We start from the raw sequence: 18,051 nt of genomic DNA, 5'->3' as shown, positions 1-18,051 counted from the left end.
CCGGACCGGAGGGGCCGCCCGCGACCGCCCGCGAGAACGCCAGTGGCCCGGTGCGCATCGCGCACCGGGCCACTGGCGTTCTCGCGGCGGGGCCTAGCAGCCGAGCAGGCGGCTGCCGAGGTAGCTCTGGATCTGGTCCAGGGAGACGCGCTCCTGCTTCATGGTGTCGCGCTCGCGCACGGTCACCGCGTTGTCGTCGAGGGTGTCGAAGTCGACGGTGACGCAGAACGGCGTACCGATCTCGTCCTGGCGGCGGTAGCGGCGGCCGATGGCGCCCGCGTCGTCGAACTCGATGTTCCAGTACTTGCGCAGGTCGGCGGCGAGGCCCTTGGCCTTCGGCGACAGCTGCGCGTTGCGGGACAGCGGCAGGACGGCGACCTTGACCGGCGCCAGGCGCGGGTCGAGGCGCATCACGGTGCGCTTCTCCATGACGCCCTTGGCGTTGGGGGCCTCGTCCTCGTTGTACGCGTCGAGCATGAAGGCGAGCATGGCGCGGTTGACGCCGGCCGCCGGCTCGATGACGTACGGGGTGTACTTCTCCTTGGTCTCCTGGTCGAAGTAGAGGAGGTCCGTGCCGGAGGCGGCGGAGTGCGCCTTGAGGTCGAAGTCGGTGCGGTTGGCGACGCCTTCGAGCTCGGAGAACTCATTGCCACCGAAGTTGAAGCGGTACTCGATGTCGGCGGTGCGCTTCGAGTAGTGGGACAGCTTCTCCTTCGGGTGGTCGTACCAGCGGATGTTCTCCTCGCGGATGCCGAGGTCGCGGTACCAGTTCCACCGCTCCTGCATCCAGTACTCCTGCCACTGCTCGTCCTCGCCCGGCTTGACGAAGAATTCCATCTCCATCTGCTCGAACTCTCGGGTGCGGAAGATGAAGTTGCCGGGGGTGATCTCGTTGCGGAAGGACTTGCCCATCTGCGCGATGCCGAAGGGGGGCTTCTTGCGCGAGGTGGTCATCACGTGGGCGAAGTTGGTGAAGATGCCCTGCGCGGTCTCGGGGCGCAGGTACGCCTTGGAGCCGGTGTCCTGGGTCGGGCCGAGGTGGGTCTCCAGCATGCCGGAGAACTGCTTGGGCTCGGTGAACTGGCCCTTCACGCCGCAGTTGGGGCAGTTGATGTCCGCGAGACCGTTGGCGGGCACACGGCCGTGCTTGGCCTCGTACGCCTCTTCCAGGTGGTCGGCGCGGTGGCGCTTGTGACAGGAGGTGCACTCGGTCAGCGGGTCCGAGAACGTGCCGACGTGGCCGGAGGCCACCCAGACCTCGGGGGCCAGGATCACGGACGAGTCGAGGCCGACGATGTCCTCACGCCCGGTGACCATCGCCTTCCACCACTGGCGCTTGATGTTCTCCTTGAGCTCGACACCGAGCGGACCGTAATCCCAGGCAGCCCGAGAGCCGCCGTAGATGTCACTGCACGGGAAAACGAAGCCACGGCGCTTGCTCAGGCTGACGATGGTTTCGATCTTGTCGGCGGCCACGGTGCTCTCTTCATTTACGAGGACGAACGGCGAAGCCTCAAGGTTACCGGCGCCCGCACCCCCCCTTTCAAATCGGGACCCCCGCCCAAGGGCCCTCCGCACCCCTCTCACCTGGCTTTTTGACAATCGTTTCCATCTTTGATGAAAATGGATGTCATGAACGTACGACGCCTCATACCCACCGCCGCCCTCGCCGCGACCGTCGCCCTCGCCGCCACGGCCCTCACCGCCTGCTCGGGCACGGCCGGAGCCGCCGGAGCCGGGGACGGCAAGCTCGACGTGATGGCGTCGTTCTATCCGATGCAGTTCCTCGCCGAGCAGATCGGCAAGGACCACGTGAAGGTCGACACCCTCACCCAGCCCGGGGTCGAGCCGCACGACCTGGAGATCACCCCGAAGCAGACCGCGCAGCTCGGCGAGGCCGATGTCGTCCTCTACCTCAAGACGCTGCAGCCCGCCGTCGACAAGGCCGTCGCCCAGTCCGGCGTGAAGAACATCGTCGATGCCGGCACCCTCACCGCACTGGAGGAGCACGGCACCTCCGGCCACGACGGCCACGAGGGCGAGGCGCACGCAGGCGAAGAGGCGCACGCGGGCGAGGAGGCCCACGCGGGCGAGGCCGGCGCGGACCCGCACGTCTGGCTCGACCCCGTGAAGTACGCCGAGGTCGCCAAGGGCGTCGGCGCGGCCCTGGAGAAGTCCGACCCCGACCACGCGGCGGACTACAAGAAGAACACCGACGAGCTCGTCGCCAAGCTGGGCGCGCTGGACACCGAGTTCAAGGACGGCCTGAAGAACACGGCCTCCAAGACCTTCATCACCACCCACTCCGCCTTCGGCTACCTCGCCGAGCGCTACGGCCTCGACCAGGAGGGCATCTCCGGCGTCGACCCCGAGTCCGAGCCGAGCCCGGCCCGGATGAAGGAGCTGCAGGCCCTCGCGAAGCAGGACAATGTGACGACGGTGTTCTTCGAGACCCTGGCCAGCGACAAGACGGCCAAGACCCTCGCCGAGGACACCGGCCTGAAGACCGACGTCCTGGACCCCCTGGAGGGAGTCACGGACAAGTCCCAGGGCGCTGACTACTTCGAGGTCATGCGGGCCAACCTGAAGAACCTCCAGAAGGCACTCGGCAGCAAGTAATGGCAGCAGCAATAGCGGCAACGGAGGCGCGAGCCATGGAGTCCAAGCCCACCCAGGCCCTGGACCAGCCCGTCATATCCCTGCGCGGGGCCACGGCCTCGCTCGGCTCGCGCCCCGTGCTGCGCGGCATCGACCTCACCGTCCGCAGCGGTGAGGTCGTCGCCCTGCTCGGCGCCAACGGCTCCGGCAAGTCCACGGCCGTCCGCGCCGTGGTCGGCCAGGTCCCGCTGAGCGACGGCGCCCTGTCCCTCTTCGGCACCGACTTCAAGCGCTTCCGCGACTGGTCGCGCATCGGGTACGTGCCCCAGCGCACCACCGCCGCGAGCGGGGTCCCCGCCACCGTCCGCGAGGTCGTCTCGGCCGGCCGGCTCGCCCGCACCCGTTTCGGGTTCCTGCGCAAGGCCGACAAGGCCGCCGTGGAGCGCGCGCTGGACCTGGTCGACATGGGCTCCCACGCCGACGCCTCCGTCAACGCCCTCTCCGGCGGCCAGCACCAGCGGGTGCTCATCGCCCGGGCGCTCGCCGGCGAACCCGAGCTGCTGATCATGGACGAGCCGATGGCCGGCGTGGACCTGGTCAACCAGGAGGTCCTCGCGAACGCCCTGCGCAGCCAGGTGGCCGCCGGGACCACCGTGCTGCTGGTCCTGCACGAGCTGGGCCCGCTGGAGCCTCTCATCGACCGCGCCGTCGTCCTGCGCGACGGCTGCGTCACGCACGACGGCCCGCCCCCGGAGGCCCTGGGCCAGCACGCACTGCCGGGCCACGACCACGTACACCCCCACTCCGCGCACGACGCCGAGCCCCTCCGGACGGGACTGCTGAGCTGATGGACCTCCTCGACTACGCCTTCATGCAGCGGGCCCTCATCGCCGCCGCCCTCGTCGGCATCACGGCCCCCGCGATCGGCACGTACCTCGTACAGCGCCGCCAGGCCGTCATGGGCGACGGCATCGGGCACGTGGCCATGACCGGCGTCGCGCTCGGCTTCCTGCTCAACACGAGCCCCGTGTGGATGGCCACCCTCGTCGCGATCATCGGCGCGGTCGGCATGGAACTGATCCGCTCCCGCGGCAAGACCAGCGGTGACATCGCGCTGGCCATGCTCTTCTACGGCGGCCTGGCCGGCGGCGTCATGATCATCAACCTGGCTCCGGGCGGTTCGACGGCCAACCTGAGCAGCTACCTCTTCGGCTCCATCACCACGGTCTCGGCCGAGGACATCACCGCGGTCGTGCTCCTCGCCCTCTTCGTCGTCGCCGCCACCCTGGGCCTGCGCCGGCAGCTCTTCGCGGTGTGCCAGGACGAGGAGTTCGCCCGGGTCACCGGCCTGCCGGTGCGCTTCCTGAACCTGCTGATGGCCGTCACCGCGGCCGTCACCGTCACCGTCGCGATGCGCATCGTCGGCCTGCTGCTGGTCAGCGCCATGATGGTGATCCCGGTCGCGGCCGCCCAGCGCGTCACCCGCGGGTTCACCGCCACCCTGACGGTGGCCATGGTGATCGGCGTGCTGGTCTCGCTGTCCGGCACGGCCGCCACCTACTACATCGACGTACCGTCCGGCGCCACGATCGTCCTGCTCGCCATCGCCGTCTTCATGGTGATGACGGCGGTGTCCAGCCCCCTGGCCCGGCGCCGGGCGAGGGCCGCCCCCGCCGCCGAAGAAGTCTGCACGCAGGACGACGTAAAGGTCTGAAGACCTCGGGCAGGCGGCCGCCTGGCACAATGGCCCGAGGCCGAGACGAGGAGGAACCGGTGGCGACTGCGCCTGGCGAGATGAATACCGCGCCAGTACGAGGACGATCCACCCGACAGCGGGCCGCCGTGGCGGCGGCGCTGGACGAGGTGGACGAGTTCCGCAGTGCCCAGGAACTCCACGACATGCTCAAGCACCGCGGTGATTCCGTGGGCCTGACCACCGTCTACCGCACCCTGCAGTCCCTCGCGGACGCCGGCGAGGTCGACGTGCTGCGGACCAGCGACGGCGAGTCCGTCTACCGGCGCTGCTCCACCGGGGACCACCACCACCACCTGGTCTGCCGCAAGTGCGGCAAGGCCGTCGAGGTGGAGGGCCCGGCGGTGGAGAAGTGGGCGGAGGCGATCGCGGCCGAACACGGCTTCGTGAACGTCGCCCACACGGTGGAGGTCTTCGGCACCTGCGCGGACTGCGCGGCGGCCGCGGCCTAGAGCCGCTTCAGGTTCCGGTCGAGGATCGCCCGCAGCCGGTCGATGTCGCCGGGGTGCTGGGCGCCCCGCTTCGGCAGCACCCCGATGGCGGCCGCGCGCGTGCCCCCGATGAGGACGAACAGCTCGGGCGTCTCGACGTACCGCGGGAAGAGCTTCCAGTCGGCCGAGAAGGACATGGTCTCGCCCGTGGTCACGGCGCCCCGGTCGTCGGCAGTCGTGCGGCACTCCCCGTACTGCCCCACGACGCTGTGGATCTGGCGGGCCATACTGCGCCGGACCAACCGGGCACCGATGAGGCCGACGCCCAGCGACACCACCGCGCCGCCCACGAGGACGACCGGCAGGACTCCGCGGACCAGGCCGAACACCGTCACGAGGACGGCCGTCATCAGCGGGATCGCGGCCGTCTCCGCCCGGCCCGCACCCGTCCGCCGGGCGCGGGCCAGGACGGCCCCCCGAACGTCCGCGAGCGTCGGCCTGTACGCCAGCACGACCTGTTCCGTCCGCTGCTCCTGATCTCCACCCATGTGCATGACACGGGAGCGTAGACGAGGCTCAGGCCGAGGTGCCCGGCTCCCCCTGGTTCGGGACGGCCCCGCCGAAGCGGCGGTCGCGCTGGGCGTACTCGTAGCAGGCCTGCCAGAGGTTGCGGCGGTCGAAGTCGGGCCACAGGACGTCCTGGAACACCATCTCGGCGTAGGCGCTCTGCCAGAGCAGGTAGTTGGAGGTGCGCTGCTCGCCGCTCGGGCGCAGGAAGAGGTCCACGTCCGGCATGTCCGGGTAGTACATGTACTTCGCGAAGGTCTTCTCGTTGACCTTCGAGGGGTCCAGCTTCCCCGCCGCGACATCGCGCGCGATGGCCTGCGCCGCGTCCGCGATCTCGGCGCGGCCGCCGTAGTTGACGCAGAAGTAGAGGGTCATGGCGTCGTTGTCGACGGTCTGCTCCTGCGCGACCTGGAGCTCCTGGACGACCGACTTCCACATCTTCGGCATGCGGCCGACCCAGCGGATGCGGATGCCCAGCTCGTTCATCTCGTCGCGGCGGCGCCGGATGACGTCGCGGTTGAAGTTCATGAGGAAGCGCACCTCGTCGGGCGAGCGCTTCCAGTTCTCCGTCGAGAAGGCGTACAGGGAGAGGTTCTTGACGCCCATCTCCAGGCAGCCCTTGAGCACGTCGAGCACGACGCCCTCGCCCACCTTGTGGCCCTCGGTGCGCGGCAGGCCGCGCTCCTTGGCCCAGCGGCCGTTGCCGTCCATGACGACCGCGACGTGGTTCGGGATGAGCTCGCCGGGGATCTTCGGCGGGCGCTCCCCGGAGGGGTGCGGCTCGGGAACCTTGTACTCCCGGCGAGAGCGTCCCAGAATCCCGCGTCGTGCCATGTGCCCAGCTCCTATTTCTCGACGTATCGAAGGGAGCGTAGCCCGCGCTCCAGATGCCAGTGCAAGTAGGCGGAAACCAGCCCGCTGCCCTCCCGCACGTGACGCGCCTCGCACGCGTCGGCGTGGCCCCAGTCGCCCGTCAGCAGCGCGCTGAGCAGGGCGATGGCCTCCGACGAGGGTACGACGCTGCCGGGGACGCGGCAGTCGCCGCATATGACCCCGCCCGCGGCGACGGAGAAGTGCCGGTTGGGTCCGTGAAGCCCGCACTTCGCGCAGTCGTCGAAGCTGGGCGCGTAGCCGTTGACGGCGAGGGAGCGCAGCAGGAAGGCGTCGAGGATGAGGTTCGGCGCGTGTTCGCCGCGCGAGAGGGTGCGCAGGGCGCCGACGAGCAGCAGGTACTGCTGAACGGCGGGTTCGCCCTCGTGGTCGGTGAACCGCTCGGCGGTCTCCAGCATCGCGGTGCCGGCGGTGTAGCGGGCGTAGTCGGTGACGATGCCGTTGCCGTACGGGGCGATGATCTGGGTCTGCGTGCAGAGCGGGAGGCTGCGGCCGATCAGCTCGCCGCTTCGCGAGAAGAACTGCACGTCGGCGTGGGAGAAAGGTTCCAGCCCGGCGCCGAACTTGGACTTGGTGCGCCGCACGCCGCGGGCGACGGCCCGGACCCGGCCGTGGCCCCGGGTCAGGAGCGTGATGATGCGGTCCGCCTCACCCAGCTTCTGGGTGCGCAGCACGATGCCGTCGTCGCGGAACAGACTCATGGATCCCATTGTCCTGTACCCCACCGACAGGACGGACGGACTCCCGGAACGGCAGCGTCCCCCGCCGGGCGCGAGCGCCGGCGGGGGACACCCCTTGGGAGGATCAGGCGGTCGGCGCAGGGGCGGGCTCGCCCTCGCCCGACTGGGCCGGAATGGCTGCCGTGGGCTCGTCGTCCGACGCCGCGGCGGCGTCCTTCGGAGCGTCGGCCTTCAGGGCGGCGTCCTTCGGAGCGTCGGCCTGCGGAGCGTCGACCTTCAGGGCGTCGACCTGCGGAGCGTCGGCCTGCGGAGCATCGGCCTGCGGGGCGCCGTGCGCGCCGTCCTTGCCCAGACCGTTGAAGATCAGGTTCAGGACGATGGCGGCCGTGGCACCGAGCGTCACCCCACTGTTGAGGAGCGAGGAGAGGTCCGCGTCCATGTGGTCCTTGAACAGGATCGGGACGGTGGCGGGGAGCAGCGCGAAGGCCAGGGAGACACCCACGACGAGCGCGTTCTTCTCCTCCTTGAGGTCGACCTTGGCCAGGGTCTGGATGCCCGCCAGGGCGACCATGGCGAACATCACGGTCGCGGCGCCGCCGAGCACTCCGTGCGGAACCGCGGCGACGATCGCGGCTGCCTTGGGGATCATGCCGAGCACGATCATGAAGACGCCCGCGGCGACCACGACGAAGCGGCTCTTGACCTTGGTCATGCGGACCAGGCCGACGTTCTCCGCGAAGGCCACGTACGGGAAGGAGTTGAGGACACCGCCGAGGGCGGTCGCGGCTCCGTCGGCGCGCAGGGCGCGAGCCACGGTCTCGCTGTCGATGTCCTTGCCGACGATGTCGCCGACGGCGTAGGTGTCGCCGGTGGTCTCGACCATGGTGATCAGCATGACGATGAGCATCAGGACGATCGGGAACCACTCGAACTTCGGGGCGCCGTAGTAGAACGGCGTGGTGATGCCGATCCAGTCCGAGTTGCTCACGTTGCCGAACTTGGCGTCGCCGAGCAGGAAGGCGACGGCGGTGCCGCCGACCAGGCCGAGCAGGATGGAGATGCTGTTGAGGAACGGCCGGCCGAGCTTCATCAGGATCAGGATGAAGAGCATCGTGCCGCCGGCGTAGGCGAAGTGCTTCGGGTCACCGAAGTCGGGGCTGCCGAGGCCGCCCGCGGCGTCGTTCAGGCCGACCGGGATCAGCACGATGCCGAGGACGGTGATGACCGTGCCGGTGACGACCGGCGGGAAGAGCCGCATGATCACGCGGAAGGCCTTGGGGGGCAGCCAGGCGAAGGCGAAGGTGGCGATGCCGGCCGTGATGACCGCGCCGTAGATGACGAGGAGGCCCGCCGTCCCGCCGCCCGCTCCGAGACCTATGGCGATCATCGGGGACACCGCGGTGAAGGTGACGCCCTGGATCAGGGGCAGCCGCGCCCCGATCCTGCCGATGCCCCACGCCTGGATGATCGAGGCGATACCGCAGGTGAAGAGGTCGGCATTGATGAGGTAGACCAGCTGCTCGGTGGACAGCCCGAGGGCGCCACCGACGATGATCGGAACGATCACCGCACCGGCGTAGAACGCGAGTACGTGCTGGAAGCCGTACAGCGCGAGCTTGGGGAGGGGGAGCACCTCGTCGACCGGGTGCGTGCTCTGCTTTCCGGTGGCGGAAAGCGGTGCGGCGACACGTGCCATCTCTGCCTTGCCCTTCAATGAGGTAGGTAACTGAGAGGAAGCTGAAGGAAGCTGGTTATCCCTGGCCGGAGTGGGTCGTTAGCCCGTTGATCCGTCAGGGTTGTCAGTGCGTCCACGTGAATCGAAGCTCCGCGGTGTTACCGGCGGCGTCTCCTCGTGTGACCGGAATTGAACGCCTGTGGGGCCGCTCACAGATATCGTCGACTTCTACAAAATGTTGACTCCGCGATCTACCTGCTCTGTAGGTTTCTCCAGTGGTGGGGGCCCTCGGAGTCAGCTATGGCCAACGCTTCGCAGAATCGCCGCTTCCTGCTGCGCGAACGCGAAGGCCCCACCCGATGACGTGCGGGTTAACGCTCCTGGGGACGTTCGGCCACGCAAAGAAGGAGACGCCCCGCCGTCCGTCCACCGTGTGGAAACACCCCGTACGAATGACACGCCTCCGTGGTTCACGACCCGCGGAAGGATCTTCAAATCGAGGCCGCGACGCCCGATCGTTATCTCAGAATGTGCCGTTTTCGCCCGCATCGTGAGACGCGGCCGCGTCCGAACCCGCCAGCGCGGCCGAAACGATCGCCTGCGCCGCCGTCGCCGCGGCGAGCACCGGGTCCGTCCGGCGGTGGGCGCGGCCCAGCATGAAGGCGCCTTCCAGCAGCGCGATCACCGAGCCCGCCGTGTCCTGCGCGGCTCCGATGCCGTGGCCGGCGTAGTACGCGGCCAGCGCATCGGTCCACGAAGCGAAGATCTCGGAGGTGGTCAGGCGCAGCCCCTCGTGGGTGCTCGCCACTTCCAGCGCGACCGTGGCGACGGGGCAGGGGTCTGCGAAGTCCAGCTCCTCCAGCGTCACGGCCGCACCCGTGAAGGCGTCCCGCGTCGCCAGGACCGGGTCGTCGTGATGGCCGGCGCCCGGCCCGAAGAGGTCTCCGATCAGCGCCAGGTAGGTCGCGCCTGAGGTCCGCAGGACCTCCTCCCCCAGCTGCGCCTTGCCTCCCGGAAAGAAGTGGTAGGCGGACCCGTAGGGCGCCTGCGCCGTCGCCACGATCTGCTTCATGCCCGTGGCCGCGTACCCCTGGCGGCGGAAGAGCTCGGTCGCCGCGCCAAGAATGCGCGCTCTCGTATCGCCTGTCGTCATCATCGGGGCTAGCCTCTCACTAGATCGGTCTATCTAGTGGATTCGACCAGGGGGAACCGCATGCACTCCATCGCGCTCAGCTCCGGCACCATCGAGTACACCGACACCGACGGCGACGCCGGAACCGACACCGGCCCCGGGGCGGCGGACGGCCCCGCCCGCGAGACCCTCGTCCTCGTCCCCGGCCTCGGCTTCGACTCCTCCGTCTGGCAGCCCGTCGTGGACGAACTGCGCCCCGACTTCCGCGTCCTCGTCCCGGTCCTCCCCCTCGGCGGCCACCGCCTCCCCATGGACCCCGGCGCCGACCTCTCCGCCCACGGCGTCGCGGGACTCCTCGCCGAGTTCCTCGACCGCCTCGACCTGCGCGAGGTCACCCTCGTCCAGAACGACGCCGGCATCGCCCAACTCCTCGTGGGCGTCGACGACGAGCGGATCGCACGCCTCGTCCTCGCCTCGTGCGAAGCCCTCGACAACTACCCGCCGGGCCTCCAGGGCAAGGCCCTGCACACCGCGAGCAAGATTCCCGGAGCACTCCACCTGCTCCTGCGGTCCTTCCGCTCGCCCTTCCTCGCCGGGATGCGGACCTCCCTCGGGGGCATGGCCAAGCGGCCGATCCCGCACGATCTGGTCCTGCGCTGGTACGGCCCGCTGCTCACCGACCCGGCCATCCGCCGCGACCTCGGCGCGTTCCTGCACGCCACCCGCAAGGACACCTACGTCCGGGCCGCCGAGCGGCTGCGCTCCTTCGACCGCCCCGCCCTGGTCCTCTGGGGCGCGGAGGACCGGATGATGCCGCCGCGGACCGGCCGCCGGCTCGCCGAACTGCTTCCGTACGGCGTCTACGAGGAAGTTCCCGACGCCCGCACGCTGATCCCGTTCGACAACCCGCGGGGGCTGTGCGAGGCCCTGCGCCGCTTCATCGCCGCGCACCCCGCCCCGGTGGCGCGGGGCACCGCCTGAGACCCGCAGGGGACCCGTACGACCGCCCTACGGCGCCCGGACCGCCGACAGCAGCCGCGCGACCTCGTCCGCGTCGATCCGCAGCGCCGCGCCCACCGTCGCCAGCACCTCGCGCTCCGCGGGGATGTACGGGCCGTCGGCCAGCGCGACGCGCGCGCCCTGCAGCAGGATCGATTCGCGGCCCGGGCCGGCCAGGTGCGGGGCCAGCGGCTCCAGGGCCTCGTGCAGTTCGATCGAGAGCGCGGCGCCGTAGCAGTCGGGGCCGTCGTAGAGCCCGAGCCGCCCCTCCTCGGCGGCCAGCCCCTCGATGAGGGACTCCAGCTGCTCCTCCGTGCAGTCCTGGAACCCGGCGGCCCGTACGGCGCCCACGGCGGCCTCCAGCGCACTGCGCGAGGCCGTCCCGCCGGCGGCCAGCACGGCCAGCGTCACGGTGTGCACGGCGTCGCGCAGCAGCGCGGAGAAGCGGGTGGTGGTGAGGTGGTCCAGGACGTCGGTGGCGAACCGCTCGCGGCAGCCCTGGCACTCGACGACGGGACCCTCCTGCCCGCGGGGCAGCAGCGGCACCCCCAGGACGGTGAAGCGGCGGCGCCCCGTGCGCCGTCGGTAGTTGCGGTCGCCACCGCAGTCGGGGCAGAAGAACTCCCCGTCCCCCACGGTGCACCAGGTGGTGCGGATGCCCCAGACCGTCAGCTTCCGGCCGTCCCCACCCCGAACTGGCAGCACGTCGCACCTCCGTAACCTTCCGGCAACATCGCCGGGTTGGCGTGATGTTAGCCACATCGGTGAGGATGCGTCAGTCGTGTGACAAGACAACATCGCCCGTCCGCCGTACTTGGCTGATCTGTGCCCCTGCCCCGGGCCCGCCGCCGCCCCGCTTCCCTGCGCTTCCGGGTCAACACGATGACGCCCGGGACCATCCGTACGGAGCGGGCGCCGGCCCTGGACGACGAGCCGGGCGGGCGGCCCGGGTACCCGGCTGCTGGACGGCGGCTACCGGCCCGCTGAGGCCCGGAAACGACGGAACCCCGTTCCCCCCGGAAGGGGGAGCGGGGTTCGCCCGTGGACCGGTCTCAGCGGCCCGCGCGGTTGACGGCGGAGATGACCGCCTTCAGGGAGGCGCGGGTGGTGTTCGCGTCGATGCCGATGCCCCACAGGACGCGGCCGTCGATCGCGCACTCGATGTACGAGGCGGCGACGGCGGAGGCGCCCTCGCTCATCGTGTGCTCGGTGTAGTCCAGCAGGCGGGCGTCGATGCCGATGGCGGCCAGCGCGTCGAAGAAGGCCGAGATCGGGCCGTTGCCGGTGCCGTCCAGCACGGTCTCCACGCCGTCCACGACCGCCTCGACGGTCAGCGTGTCGGTGCCGTCCTTGTCGGTGGTGGTCTGGCCGGAGCGCAGCTGGATGCGGCCCCACGGGTTTTCGGGGTTGGGCAGGTACTCGTCCTGGAAGACGTCCCAGATCGCCTTCGGGGTGACCTCGCCGCCCTCGGCGTCGGTCTTGGCCTGGATGATCCGCGAGAACTCGATCTGCATGCGGCGCGGCAGGTCCAGCTTGTGGTCGTTCTTCAGGACGTACGCGATGCCGCCCTTGCCGGACTGCGAGTTGACCCGGATGACCGCCTCGTAGGAGCGGCCGACGTCCTTCGGGTCGATCGGCAGGTACGGGACCGCCCACTCGATGTCGTCCACCGTCCTGCCCTGGGCGGCCGCGTCGGCCTCCATGGCGTCGAAGCCCTTCTTGATGGCGTCCTGGTGGGAGCCGGAGAAGGCGGTGTAGACCAGATCGCCCGCGTAGGGGTGGCGCGGGTGTACTTCCATCTGGTTGCAGTACTCGCTCGTGCGACGGATCTCGTCGATCTGCGAGAAGTCGATCTGCGGGTCGATGCCCTGGGAGAACAGGTTCATGCCCAGCGTGATCAGGTCGACGTTGCCGGTGCGCTCGCCCTGTCCGAACAGGCAGCCCTCGATGCGGTCCGCGCCGGCCATCAGGGCCAGCTCGGCGGCCGCCACGGCGGTGCCGCGGTCGTTGTGCGGGTGCACGGAGATGCAGATGTGCTCGCGGCGGGTCAGGTTGCGGGCCATCCACTCGAAGCGGTCCGCGTGGGTGGAGGGCGTGGAGCGCTCCACGGTGGCGGGCAGGTTCAGGATGATCTCGCGGCCCTCGCCCGGCTGCCAGACGTCACAGACGGCCTCGCAGACCTCCAGGGCGAAGTCCAGCTCGGTGTCGGTGAAGATCTCCGGGCTGTACTGGTAGCCGAAGACGGTGTCGGATCCCAGCAGCTTGTCGGCGTACTCCATGACCAGGCGGGTGCCGTCGACGGCGATCTGCTTGATCTGCTCCTTGGAGCCGCGGAAGACGACCCGGCGGAAGGTGGGCGCGGTCGCGTTGTACAGGTGCACGGTGGCGCGCTTGGCGCCGACCAGCGACTCCACGGTCCGTTCGATCAGGTCCTCGCGGGCCTGGGTCAGTACGGAGATGGTCACGTCGTCCGGGATCGCGCCCTCTTCGATGATGGAGCGCACGAAGTTGAAGTCGGTCTCGCCGGAGGACGGGAAGCCGACCTCGATCTCCTTGTAGCCCATGCGCACCAGCAGGTCGAACATCTCGCGCTTGCGGGCGGGGGTCATCGGGTCGATCAGCGACTGGTTGCCGTCGCGCAGGTCCGTGGACAGCCAGCGGGGCGCCCGGGTGACGCGGACCTCGGGCCAGGTGCGGTCGGGGAGGTCCACCTGCTCGTACGAGCCGTACTTGTGGATGGGCATCCCGGAGGGCTTCTGGGTGTGGGTCGCGTTCGTGATGGGCGTGGGGCGACCGACAAAAGTGTGCTGGCTCATGACGTAGGGCTCCTCGCGTGTCCGCGTGTAGTTCGCTGGGACGGCCGACGGACGGTCGCAAAACCGCAACACCAGACTCCGCGGGGAGGGGGTCGGCCTACGACTACAGGCCCTCGCCGCGGCAGCTAAGGAGGAGCAGCCCGAAACGCATGATGGGCCGAGCCTAACCGAGCCGCCCCGTATTGCGGGACCTGTTTCAGTATGCAAGACCCCCACGTCCGTTTTGCACCTTTTGTGAGCTAAGCCTCTTTATCTCCTCCCCGCCCCACCCCATGTCCGGTTGATCCGTCAATGCGCCACGACCGCTTTCAGGCGACCGAATGAATCATGGTCGCCCCTAGTGACACTGCCGTCACGGGCTGCCACATTGCCGGACATGGAAGCCTTCCTCACCCCCCGCCGCCCCGTCTTCTGCACCGTGGTGCCGCCGCACCTCCTGGACAAGATCGCCCGGTCGGAGGACCCCGCCCGGGCCGCCGCCGCGCGGCGGACCCTGGAGCTTGACGCCTCCCACCGGGTCCGGCGGCTGATGTCGGTGCTCCCGCCCGCCGCGGGAACCCCGTCCGAGACCCCCGAGCGGACCATCTACGACGCCCAGCACCAGACCCGGCTGCCCGGGAAGAAGGTCCGCGGCGAGGGCGAGGACGCCGGCAAGGACGCCAGCGTGAACCGGGCCTACGCCGGGCTCGGAGCCACCTTCGAGCTCTTCCTCAAGGCTTTCGGCCGGCACTCCATCGACGACGCCGGCCTGCCGCTGGACGCCACCGTCCACTACGACCGGTTGTACAACAACGCCTTCTGGGACGGCAGCCAGATGGTGTTCGGCGACGGCGACGGGGACCTCTTCCTCGACTTCACCGTGTCCGTGGACGTCATCGGGCACGAGCTGGCCCACGGCGTCACCCAGCACACCGCCGACCTGGAGTACTACGGCCAGTCCGGCGCGCTCAACGAGTCCCTGTCCGACGTCTTCGGCTCCCTCATCAAGCAGTACTCCCTGGACCAGACGGCCGAGGACGCCGACTGGCTGATCGGCGCCGGCCTGCTCGGTCCCTCGGTGGACAGCGGCTTCGCCCTGCGGTCGATGAAGGCGCCCGGGACCGCGTACGAGGACGACGAGCTCGGCAAGGACCCGCAGCCCGCGACGATGGACGACTACGTCCGCACCTCCCGCGACAACGGCGGGGTGCACATCAACTCCGGCATCCCCAACCACGCCTTCTACCTCGCCGCGACCGAGCTCGGCGGCAAGGCCTGGGAGCGGGCCGGACGGATCTGGTACGACACCCTGACCGGCGGGGAGCTGGGTCCGAAGGCGGACTTCGCCCGGTTCGCCGCCCTGACGACGGCCGCGGCCGTCACCCGCTTCGGCGAGGGCGGCCCGGAACACCAGGCGCTGCAGAAGGCGTGGTCGACGGTCGGCTTGGGGTAGCGGGCGCCGGGTAGAAGGGCGGTCATGCGGATTCAGGTGGTGCGGACGGGCGGTTTCGCGGGGATCGAGCGGCGGGGCGAGGTGGACACCTCGGGCCTGCCCGACGAGGCCGAGTGGCAGGACCTGGCGCGGCTGGCCATGCGGCCCGTGCCGCCGGGGGACGCGGCGGACCGGGTCCGGGACGGTTTCTCGTACCGGATCACGGTGGACGGCCGCACGGTGCTCTGCGGGGACCCGGACCTGTCGGACGCGCAGCGCTCGCTGATCTCTCGCGTCCTTAAAGAAGGTGCCTGACCGGGGCCCGCTTGCTTGGATGGCCGGATGATCACGACTTCCGACTGCCTGCCCGAGCTTGAGCGCTACTACGACGCGGCACCCCGGGCGGGTGGGGCGCGGGCCGAGGACTTCGGCCCGCTGACCCTCTTCGTCCAGGAGAGCGACGGCTGGCCCTACTACGCGCGGCCCACGCTCGGCGCCGCCTCGGCCGATGGCGTCTCGGTGGCCGACGTCGAGCGGGTGCTGGCCCGCCAGCGCGAGCTGCGGATCCCCGAGGCCTTCGAGTGGGTGGCCGAAACCACCCCCTCCCTGCGGGCCGCCGCGGAGGCCGCCGGGCTGAGCGTGCACGCGCATCCCCTGCTGGTGCTCGACCCGTCGGCGGTACAGCTCCCCGCGCATCCGGACGTACGCCTGCTCGGCGCGGCCGACCCGCTCCTGCGCCCGGCCGTGACGGTGCCGATGCTGGCCTTCGCCGCCCCCGGCACGGCGGTGGGCGAGGGGGGCCCGGCGGAGCTCGCGGTGGCGGAGCAGGACCCGGCCTCGGAAGGCCGCCGGGTCCGGGTCGCGGGGATGATCGAGTCGGGCCGGACCGCCCTGGCGGCGGCCGTGCGCGACGGCGCGGTCCTGTGCTCCGGCCAGTACGTCCCGGTCGGCGACGTCGCCGAGGTGGTCGGTGTCGGCACCCTCCCGTCGGCCCGCCGCCAGGGCCTGGCCCTCGCGGTGACGGCCGCCCTGGTCGCCGACGCCCTGGCCCGCGGAGCCCGCACGGTCTTCCTCTCGGCGGGCGACGAGGACGTGGCCCGCCTCTACGCCCGCCTCGGCTTCCGCCCCGTGGGCACGGCCCTGATCGCGGACCGGCCGCTCTGACGGGGCGGGTCCCCGCGGGGCGTCCGGCGCATTTCTGAGCCCGTTGTCTTGCGGAAACGGCAAGGTCGCTTGGCCGGGTCCGCGGTCCGGGCGGAGCATCGGAGACGCGGGCACCCGTACCCGTACCGACCGGAAGAGGCCGCCATGGCGCACGCGCACGACCACGCCCCCCACTCCCCCGGGACCGACTTCGTGGGCGAGGAGTTCTGGGACTCCCGCTACCGGGAGGGCGAAAGGATCTGGAGCGGCGACGCCAACGCCGTGCTGGCCCGGGAGGCCGCCCCGCTCACCCCCGGCCGGGCCCTGGACCTCGGCTGCGGGGAGGGCGGCGACGCCGTGTGGCTCGCGCGGCGGGGCTGGTACGTCACCGGGACGGACATCTCCGGGGTCGCCCTGGAGCGGGCGGCGGCCCACGCCGCCGACGCGGGGGTCGCGGACCGCACCGCGTGGGAGCGGCACGACCTCGCGGAGTCCTTCCCGGCCGGGGAGTACGACCTGGTCTCCGCGTGCTTCCTGCACACCTTCGGGGAGTTCCCGCGCGAGCGGATCCTGCGCCGGGCCGCCGCGGCCGTGGCCCCCGGCGGGATCCTGCTCGTCGTCGGCCACGCGGGCTGGGCGTCCTGGCAGGAGGACCGCCCGGAGGTGGCCTTCCCGACCCCGGACGACGTCCTCGCCCAGCTGGAACTGGAGGCCGGCGCCTGGGAGGTCCTGCTGGCGGAGGAACACGTACGGGTCCAGAACCAGCCTGACGGCCGGCCCGGGACCCGTACGGACAACGCGGTGAAGGTGCGGCGGCTCTCCTCTTGACGCGCCCCTCGCACCGGTCGGCCCTGGCGGGCCTCCCGGGCTTCGGGGCGCTGCGCCGGACTCCGGCCGGCGAAGGCACCCCACCCGATTCGGTGGGGACGGGCTAGAAGCCCAGCTTGCGGAGCTGCTTGGGGTCGCGCTGCCAGTCCTTGGCGACCTTCACGTGCAGGTCGAGGAAGACCGGGGTGCCGAGCAGCGCCTCGATGTGCTTGCGCGACTTCATCCCGACCTCCTTCAGGCGGGCGCCCTTCGGGCCGATGATGATGCCCTTCTGGCTCGGCCGCTCGATGTAGAGGTTGGCGTGGATGTCCAGCAGCGGACGGTCCGCCGGGCGGTTCTCCCGGGGGATCATCTCCTCGACGACCACGGCGATGGAGTGCGGGAGCTCGTCCCGTACGCCTTCGAGCGCGGCCTCGCGGATCAGCTCCGCGACCATCACCATCTCGGGCTCGTCGGTGAGGTCGCCCTCCGGGTACAGCGGCGGGCTCTTCGGCAGCATCGGCGCGATCAGGTCCGCCAGCAGCTGGACCTGGGTGTCGCCGACCGCCGAGACGGGGACGATCTCGGCCCACTCGAAGCCCAGCTCCTCGGCGAGCTGGTGCACCGCGATGAGCTGCTCGCCCACCACCTTGGACTCGACGAGGTCGGTCTTGGTGATGATGGCGATCTTGGGGGTCTTCTTGATCCCCGCGAGCTCCTTGACGATGAACTTGTCACCGGGGCCGAGCTTCTGGTCCGCGGGCAGGCAGAAGCCGATCACGTCGACCTCGGACCAGGTCGCGCGCACGACGTCGTTGAGGCGCTCGCCGAGCAGGGTGCGCGGCTTGTGGAGGCCGGGCGTGTCGACGAGGACGAGCTGGGCGTCGGGGCGGTGCACGATGCCGCGGACGGTGTGGCGCGTGGTCTGCGGCCGGTTGGAGGTGATCGCGACCTTGGTACCCACGAGCGCGTTGGTCAGGGTCGACTTCCCCGCGTTGGGACGGCCGACGAAGCATGCGAAGCCCGCACGGTGCGGGCTGGTGGTCTCGGGGGAACGATCGCTCATACGGGCCATTCTCCCCGATGCGGCTCCCAGCGCCGACCAGGCCGCCGCCACGAGGACCAGAGCGGCCCCGAGCCGGCCGTTC

The 18,051-nt window shown here is 70.5% G+C and carries 18 protein-coding genes; 9 read left to right on the top strand and 9 right to left on the bottom strand.

Features of this window, described 5'->3' with window-relative positions:
- Positions 1-93: 93 nt before the first annotated feature.
- Complete coding sequence (locus AC6CKD_RS13660) at positions 94-1,476, bottom strand: glycine--tRNA ligase (RefSeq protein WP_498327432.1); 1,383 nt, start codon at positions 1,474-1,476, stop codon at positions 94-96.
- Positions 1,477-1,632: 156 nt separating this feature from the next.
- On the opposite strand from AC6CKD_RS13660, the gene AC6CKD_RS13655 reads away from it, so the two are divergent.
- Genes AC6CKD_RS13655 through AC6CKD_RS13640 form a run of 4 tightly spaced genes read left to right on the top strand, consistent with a single transcriptional unit; the run spans position 1,633 to position 4,803 of the window.
- Positions 1,633-2,619, top strand: a complete 987-nt coding sequence (locus tag AC6CKD_RS13655) for a metal ABC transporter substrate-binding protein (protein ID WP_498327431.1) — start codon at positions 1,633-1,635, stop codon at positions 2,617-2,619.
- Between the two features lie 35 nt (positions 2,620-2,654).
- Positions 2,655-3,446 carry a metal ABC transporter ATP-binding protein gene (locus tag AC6CKD_RS13650; protein WP_498327429.1) on the top strand — a complete coding sequence of 264 codons (792 nt, stop codon included), beginning with the start codon at positions 2,655-2,657 and terminating at the stop codon, positions 3,444-3,446.
- Positions 3,446-4,312, top strand: a complete 867-nt coding sequence (locus AC6CKD_RS13645; RefSeq protein ID WP_498327427.1) for a metal ABC transporter permease — start codon at positions 3,446-3,448, stop codon at positions 4,310-4,312. The genes AC6CKD_RS13650 and AC6CKD_RS13645 overlap by 1 nt, the downstream gene beginning before the upstream one ends.
- Before the next feature lie 59 nt (positions 4,313-4,371).
- Entirely contained in the window at positions 4,372-4,803 is a 432-nt protein-coding gene (locus AC6CKD_RS13640; RefSeq protein WP_498327426.1) for a Fur family transcriptional regulator, read from the top strand.
- Here the strand turns inward: AC6CKD_RS13640 and AC6CKD_RS13635 are convergent.
- The 5 genes from AC6CKD_RS13635 to AC6CKD_RS13615 all read right to left on the bottom strand — a co-directional run bounded on the left by AC6CKD_RS13635 (position 4,800) and on the right by AC6CKD_RS13615 (position 9,751).
- Entirely contained in the window at positions 4,800-5,336 is a 537-nt protein-coding gene (locus AC6CKD_RS13635; protein ID WP_498327425.1) for a YcxB family protein, read from the bottom strand. The genes AC6CKD_RS13640 and AC6CKD_RS13635 overlap by 4 nt on opposite strands.
- A gap of 22 nt (positions 5,337-5,358) precedes the next feature.
- The gene (locus AC6CKD_RS13630; protein ID WP_478689872.1) at positions 5,359-6,183 is read right to left on the bottom strand and encodes an isoprenyl transferase; all 825 of its coding nucleotides are present in this window, start codon (positions 6,181-6,183) and stop codon (positions 5,359-5,361) included.
- 11 nt (positions 6,184-6,194) lie between these two features.
- Positions 6,195-6,941, bottom strand: coding sequence for a DNA repair protein RecO (gene recO / locus AC6CKD_RS13625; RefSeq protein WP_250754311.1), 747 nt, complete (start codon positions 6,939-6,941; stop codon positions 6,195-6,197).
- Between the two features lie 103 nt (positions 6,942-7,044).
- Positions 7,045-8,616, bottom strand: a complete 1,572-nt coding sequence (locus tag AC6CKD_RS13620; RefSeq protein WP_498327424.1) for a nucleobase:cation symporter-2 family protein — start codon at positions 8,614-8,616, stop codon at positions 7,045-7,047.
- A 502-nt stretch (positions 8,617-9,118) separates the two neighbouring features.
- Complete coding sequence (locus AC6CKD_RS13615; protein ID WP_498327422.1) at positions 9,119-9,751, bottom strand: TetR/AcrR family transcriptional regulator; 633 nt, start codon at positions 9,749-9,751, stop codon at positions 9,119-9,121.
- A gap of 57 nt (positions 9,752-9,808) precedes the next feature.
- Here AC6CKD_RS13615 and AC6CKD_RS13610 point away from each other — a divergent pair, with 57 nt between their 5' ends.
- A complete protein-coding gene (locus tag AC6CKD_RS13610; protein WP_498327420.1) occupies positions 9,809-10,708 on the top strand; it encodes an alpha/beta fold hydrolase in 900 nt (299 codons plus the stop codon).
- 27 nt (positions 10,709-10,735) lie between these two features.
- Here the strand turns inward: AC6CKD_RS13610 and AC6CKD_RS13605 are convergent, their stop codons facing one another.
- Both AC6CKD_RS13605 and leuA read right to left on the bottom strand, forming a co-directional pair.
- Entirely contained in the window at positions 10,736-11,431 is a 696-nt protein-coding gene (locus AC6CKD_RS13605; protein WP_498327418.1) for a TerB family tellurite resistance protein, read from the bottom strand.
- A gap of 347 nt (positions 11,432-11,778) precedes the next feature.
- Positions 11,779-13,542 (bottom strand): 2-isopropylmalate synthase, encoded by a 1,764-nt coding sequence (gene leuA / locus AC6CKD_RS13600; protein WP_498327417.1) that lies wholly within the window; start codon positions 13,540-13,542, stop codon positions 11,779-11,781.
- Between the two features lie 376 nt (positions 13,543-13,918).
- Between leuA and AC6CKD_RS13595 the strand changes: the two genes are divergently transcribed.
- The 4 genes from AC6CKD_RS13595 (at position 13,919) to AC6CKD_RS13580 (ending at position 16,924) form a co-directional block, all read left to right on the top strand.
- A complete protein-coding gene (locus AC6CKD_RS13595; RefSeq protein ID WP_498327416.1) occupies positions 13,919-14,974 on the top strand; it encodes a M4 family metallopeptidase in 1,056 nt (351 codons plus the stop codon).
- A 24-nt stretch (positions 14,975-14,998) separates the two neighbouring features.
- A complete protein-coding gene (locus AC6CKD_RS13590) occupies positions 14,999-15,268 on the top strand; it encodes a protealysin inhibitor emfourin (protein WP_498327415.1) in 270 nt (89 codons plus the stop codon).
- 27 nt (positions 15,269-15,295) lie between these two features.
- Positions 15,296-16,117, top strand: a complete 822-nt coding sequence (locus tag AC6CKD_RS13585) for a GNAT family N-acetyltransferase (protein WP_498327413.1) — start codon at positions 15,296-15,298, stop codon at positions 16,115-16,117.
- Positions 16,118-16,261: 144 nt separating this feature from the next.
- A complete protein-coding gene (locus tag AC6CKD_RS13580) occupies positions 16,262-16,924 on the top strand; it encodes a class I SAM-dependent methyltransferase (protein WP_498327412.1) in 663 nt (220 codons plus the stop codon).
- 103 nt (positions 16,925-17,027) lie between these two features.
- Here the strand turns inward: AC6CKD_RS13580 and era are convergent, their stop codons facing one another.
- Positions 17,028-17,978 (bottom strand): GTPase Era, encoded by a 951-nt coding sequence (gene era / locus AC6CKD_RS13575; protein WP_374213701.1) that lies wholly within the window; start codon positions 17,976-17,978, stop codon positions 17,028-17,030.
- Between the last annotated feature and the right edge of the window lie 73 nt (positions 17,979-18,051).

It is taken from the genome of Streptomyces sp. GQ60 (genome assembly GCF_059758875.1).
Note: the sequence above shows the minus strand (reverse complement) of the source record. Positions and strands in the feature narration are given on the sequence as shown.